The sequence below is a fragment of the Arthrobacter sp. Dra40 genome, assembly GCF_059091905.1.
Genome location: NZ_JBNHHB010000321.1, coordinates 1 through 4520, shown reverse-complemented (window position 1 = coordinate 4520; position 4520 = coordinate 1). Strand labels below are relative to the sequence as shown.

The 4520-nt window shown below is 62.9% G+C and carries 8 protein-coding genes and 1 pseudogene; 8 read left to right on the top strand and 1 reads right to left on the bottom strand.

Annotated elements, in window-relative coordinates; all coding sequences use genetic code 11:
- From AC5RWT_RS34865 to AC5RWT_RS34835, 7 genes are all read left to right on the top strand, one after another.
- Positions 1-596: ATPase, T2SS/T4P/T4SS family (locus AC5RWT_RS34865; RefSeq protein ID WP_494084217.1), on the top strand; the 596-nt coding region annotated here is incomplete at its 5' end.
- Positions 593-1450: a type II secretion system F family protein gene (locus AC5RWT_RS34860; protein WP_494084216.1), complete on the top strand. Its 858-nt coding sequence runs from the start codon at positions 593-595 to the stop codon at positions 1448-1450. The genes AC5RWT_RS34865 and AC5RWT_RS34860, both read left to right, overlap by 4 nt.
- A gap of 8 nt (positions 1451-1458) precedes the next feature.
- The gene (locus AC5RWT_RS34855; protein ID WP_494084215.1) at positions 1459-2388 is read left to right on the top strand and encodes a type II secretion system F family protein; all 930 of its coding nucleotides are present in this window, start codon (positions 1459-1461) and stop codon (positions 2386-2388) included.
- A gap of 55 nt (positions 2389-2443) precedes the next feature.
- Positions 2444-2671 (top strand): hypothetical protein, encoded by a 228-nt coding sequence (locus tag AC5RWT_RS34850; protein WP_494084218.1) that lies wholly within the window; start codon positions 2444-2446, stop codon positions 2669-2671.
- Between the two features lies 1 nt (position 2672).
- The gene (locus AC5RWT_RS34845) at positions 2673-3122 is read left to right on the top strand and encodes a TadE family protein (RefSeq protein ID WP_494084214.1); all 450 of its coding nucleotides are present in this window, start codon (positions 2673-2675) and stop codon (positions 3120-3122) included.
- The gene (locus AC5RWT_RS34840; RefSeq protein ID WP_494084213.1) at positions 3103-3633 is read left to right on the top strand and encodes a hypothetical protein; all 531 of its coding nucleotides are present in this window, start codon (positions 3103-3105) and stop codon (positions 3631-3633) included. Before AC5RWT_RS34845 ends, AC5RWT_RS34840 begins: the two co-directional genes overlap by 20 nt.
- Positions 3633-4133, top strand: a complete 501-nt coding sequence (locus AC5RWT_RS34835; RefSeq protein WP_494084212.1) for a pilus assembly protein TadG-related protein — start codon at positions 3633-3635, stop codon at positions 4131-4133. Before AC5RWT_RS34840 ends, AC5RWT_RS34835 begins: the two co-directional genes overlap by 1 nt.
- 39 nt (positions 4134-4172) lie before the next feature.
- Here AC5RWT_RS34835 and AC5RWT_RS34830 read toward each other — a convergent pair whose 3' ends face one another.
- Positions 4173-4322 carry a hypothetical protein gene (locus AC5RWT_RS34830; RefSeq protein WP_494084211.1) on the bottom strand — a complete coding sequence of 50 codons (150 nt, stop codon included), beginning with the start codon at positions 4320-4322 and terminating at the stop codon, positions 4173-4175.
- Positions 4323-4327: 5 nt separating this feature from the next.
- Between AC5RWT_RS34830 and AC5RWT_RS34825 the strand changes: the two are divergent.
- Positions 4328-4520, top strand: a pseudogene (locus AC5RWT_RS34825) (ATPase, T2SS/T4P/T4SS family); the annotation flags it as partial.

Below are 4520 nucleotides of genomic sequence, written 5' to 3'. Positions count from 1 at the left end.
TCAATTGTCTGGCAGCAGCCATTGGCAGCCGGGAGCGAGTCGTGACGGTCGAGGAGATCTTCGAACTGCAGCTGCCCCTGCGCGACGTGATTGGGCTTCAGTGCCGGCAACCGAATCTGGAGGGGGAAGGGGCAATACCGCTGCGCCGTCTGGTCAAGGAAGCGCTGCGGATGAGGCCAGACCGGCTGATTGTCGGCGAAGTCCGGGAAGCCGAAAGCCTGGACATGCTTGTGGCCTTAAACAGCGGCCTGCCTGGCATGTGCACGATTCATGCGAATAGTGCGCACGACGCCGTCACCAAGATTTGCACATTGCCGCTGCTGGCGGGGCAGAACATTTCGTCTACGTTTGTTGTTCCGACGGTGGCCTCCTGCATTGACCTTGTGGTTCATTGTGCCCGCCGGCCGAACGGCCGGAGACACGTTGCCGAAATTGTTTCAATAGGCCGCCGGGTGGAGAACGGCATCATTGAAACGTCCACCGTTTTCAGCAGCCAGGGCGGCCAGCTAAAGGTGAGCCCTTCAGCCAGCCCGGCCGAGGAGAAGTTCGAACGGGCCGGATTTGAAGTCATGAAACTGCTGGAACCGGTGCCATGACAGTGGCGGCCGGAGTCGTGGGCGGCGTCGGGCTTTTTCTCATCTGGTGGTCTTGTTGGAGCCAACCTCCTGCCCATCGGGCAAGACGCCAGCGTCCTGGCCGACTCCAGCAAATGATCAGCCAAGCGGGTATCGAGAAGGTGTCATCCAAGGCACTCCTAGCCAGCTGCGTGGGCATGGCAGCGATAACTTTTTTGATTGTTTTTGCCCTGACAGCGTCGGGTCCCATCGCAGCCTGTTTTGGCCTGTTTGGTGGCTGGCTCCCTCTCGTTCTGGTGCGTTGGAGGGCGCGGCGCCGCGCTGCTGCCTTGCGGGAAATTTGGCCGGACGTCGTGGACCACCTCCGGTCGGCCATCCGCGCCGGACTCTCCCTGCCGGAGGCATTGGCGCAGCTCGGAACACGCGGTCCTGTTGAACTACGGCCGGCCTTCAGCGACTTCGCCTCCGACTACCGTGCGGGCGGGCATTTCGACGACGCCTTGGAACGGCTTAAAGCCAGGCTGGCAGATTCCGTGGCCGACCGGATCATAGAGGCGCTGCGAATGACGCGCGAGGTGGGCGGTACCGACCTGGGCAGGTTGCTTGGTACTCTGGCGGACTTTCTCCGTGACAGCGCACGCACACGAAGCGAACTTGAGGCCCGCCAATCATGGACGGTCAACGCTGCCCGCCTCGCCGTGGCTGCTCCATGGATTATCTTGATGTTGCTGGCCGCCCGTCCGGAAGCTGTAGCGGCGTACAACACGACCGCCGGGGCGGCGGTTCTGCTGGGCGGACTGGTTGTGTCCCTCGTGTGCTACCGCCTGATGCTGCGCATTGGCTCGCTCCCCGAAGAGGAGCGGGTGCTCCGGTGAATCATACTGTGGCCCTGAGTGCATTAGCCGGCATCACCTTAGGCGTGGGCCTCTGGGTGACTGTTGTGCGGCTGCCCTTCTTCCGCCCCATCCGCTTCGCGGATCGCATCGCCCCGCAGTTGAGGTCGATCGAGCTGAAGTCGCGCCTGTTGGACGGCGGACCGGTCAACGTCACGCCGTTCGGCCCACTGGAACGCATTTTCCGGCCGGTGTTCCGTGATTTCGTCACGTGGCTGGGAAAGTTCAATTTCGGTTCGACGGTGTTGTCCAAGCGGCTGCTACAGGCGGGGCGGACGCAAAGCACGGTGGATTTTCGTGCCGAACAAGTCCTGTGGGCAGTCGCGGGCCTCGTCGCCGGCATTGGGTGGGCCCTGGCGTCAGCGGCCGCAGCCTCGCTGGATCCGGTACTGGCAGTGATTTTGACTCTAGGGCTGGCCGCTGGCGGATTCATGCTTCGGGATTACCTGCTGACAGTCCAAATCCAACGCCGCGAAGCAAAGATGCTGGCGGAATTTCCGAGTTTGGCTGAGCTGATGGCACTTGCCGTCAGCGCTGGAGAGAGTGCCACCGGTGCGCTCGAGAGAGTTTGCCGCAGCGCACAAGGCGAACTGGCCGGGGAATTTGCCCTTGTGCTCGCACAGACACGTTCCGGCACCCCGGTGCTTAAGGCGTTGCAGGAATTTTCACACCGCACCCGCCTGCCGGCGCTGGTGCGGTTTGTTGACGGAATCACTGTTGCCGTCGAACGAGGGACGCCGCTGGCAGACGTCCTCCGGGCCCAGGCCCAGGATGTGCGGGACGTGGCGAAACGGAATCTGATGGAGGCAGCCGGAAAGAAGGAGATTGGCATGATGGTGCCACTCGTTTTTGGGGTCTTGCCGCTCACTGTGCTGTTTGCCGTCTATCCGGGCATTGCGCTGATCAATCTCGGATGGTGAAGTCTGCCGATGGAAATTTCTCAATGGGGGTCTAAAGGGAAGGAACTACGACATGATGAAACTCTCGCTCATCTTCGCTGCCACGATCTCGCTGCTGTGGAGCCGGGGGCTGGACCGATTGCGACGTGCGGCGCGGTCCGAGGACGGTGAACGCGGAGATGTACCGGGCTGGGTGATGATCACCCTGATGTCGGCCGTCCTCGTGGCGGGCATCCTGGCGTTGGCCAAACCAGCTTTGGAAGGACTGTTCAACGACGCTATTGGCCGTGTCACCCAGCCCTGACATGGGACCGACCCAAGCGGCTTACCGGGTGGGGCCGTCCACCGACTCCCCCTTAGACCGGGGTTCCAATGGGGGCCGGCACCGCTCCGAACGAGGTTCTGCGAGTGTCGACTTCGTGTTGGTAGGCGGGGTGCTCACCCTGATATTCGTGTCGATCATGCAGCTGAGTCTGGCCCTGCATGTGCGCAATACGCTCATCGACGCCGCGGGATCCGGTGCTCGATATGGAACCTTGGCCGATCGCGGTGCCGCCGACGCACGCGAGAGGACCGTTGACTTGATCTCTGCTTCGCTGACTGACACATACGGCCAAGACGTCCACGTTGAAGAGATCGTCCGGTCCGGCGTCCCCACGTTACGGGTCACGGTCCGGGCTCCGCTGCCAGCGCTCGGACTGATCGGCCCCAAGGGCGCGCTGGAAGTCCAGGGTCATGCTGCTCTACCGCGCTGACGGGGTGCCGAATAGGGAGCCGGGACCAGGGGCCGCCGGACTCATTCCGAAAACCGCCGCGATGGGGGGCTTTCGACAGCGACTGAAGGACTGCCTGCAGGGAAGGGAACCCGAAAGGGGGAGCGCCGTCGTTGAATTCGTCTTTCTGGGCACGCTGCTCCTGGTTCCAGTGGTCTATTTCGTCATCGCGGTCTCGCAGGTGCAGGCTGCGTCGTTCGCCGTCGTGAATGCCGCGGACCAAGCCGCCAAAGTGTATGCGGGGTCGAACGAGGCCGCAGCTGCTGCTCAAGCCGCCCATCAGGCGGCGCTCTTGGCCGCCGAGGACTTCGGTTTTGGCCCGGAGCGCATGGATATCAGGATTAGCTGCGGCAATGGAGCGTGCTTGGAAGCCGGATCTTCGGTCACCACGGAAGTCGCAATTTCAGTTCCCCTGCCATTGCTGAATGGCACGGGCCTCACGATGGCGACTGTGAACTCCTCGGCGACCCAAATAGTGGAACGCTACCGATGATGCCCGTAAGACCTTCAGGCGCCGGAACAGCCGGTTGCACCGGGGGAGTAGAAAGCCGAAGGGTCAGGACCGATGATGAGGGCCAGGTTCTGGTTCTGCTCATCGGCTTCGTGTTGCTGAGCCTGTTGATCCTGACCGTGGTGATGGGCGCTTCCGCCGTCTATGTGGAAAGGAAAAAACTGTTGTCTGTGGCAGACGGGGCAGCCCTGGCCGCCGCAGACACTTTCGCCTTGGCCGACGTTGAGACGGATACAGGGACTCCCGTGCCATCGCTGAATGACGAATCCGTCAGGGGATCCGTCGCGCGGTATCTGTCCGACACGGGCGCGTCCGGAAGGTTTGACCGGCTGACAGTGGGGGGCGGCACCGGCTCACCGGAGCAGCGTACCGCGCATGTGGAGCTGAGCGCGGTCGTCCGACCGCCGGTGGTCAACTTTCTGGTTCCGGCAGGCATTCCTGTCACCGTTTCCAGCGACGCACGCTCGGAACTCAGGCGCTAACCGGGATGGGCAGCCCGCGGCCGGCCAGGGTGATTTCCTTCAGGGCGCCCAGCGCTTCGTCACCACTGCGATCAACGGTTGGGCCAAGAAAAGCACGACGACGACCGCCACCAGGGTGCCCAGCTCGCCGAACAGGCTCATGGCCGGCATCAGGACGCCCGAAACGGTGATCCCGATGCCCACGTCCACGGGCGCTGACGCCGGAAGCAGCGCGATTCCTGGGTGCGGCAGTAAGTGCAGGGCTGAACATCCTCGTCTCCGGCGCCACCCAGGCGGGAAAGACTACGTTGCTCAATTGTCTGGCAGCAGCCATTGGCAGCCGGGAGCGAGTCGTGACGGTCGAGGAGATCTTCGAACTGCAGCTGCCCCTGCGCGACGTGATTGGGC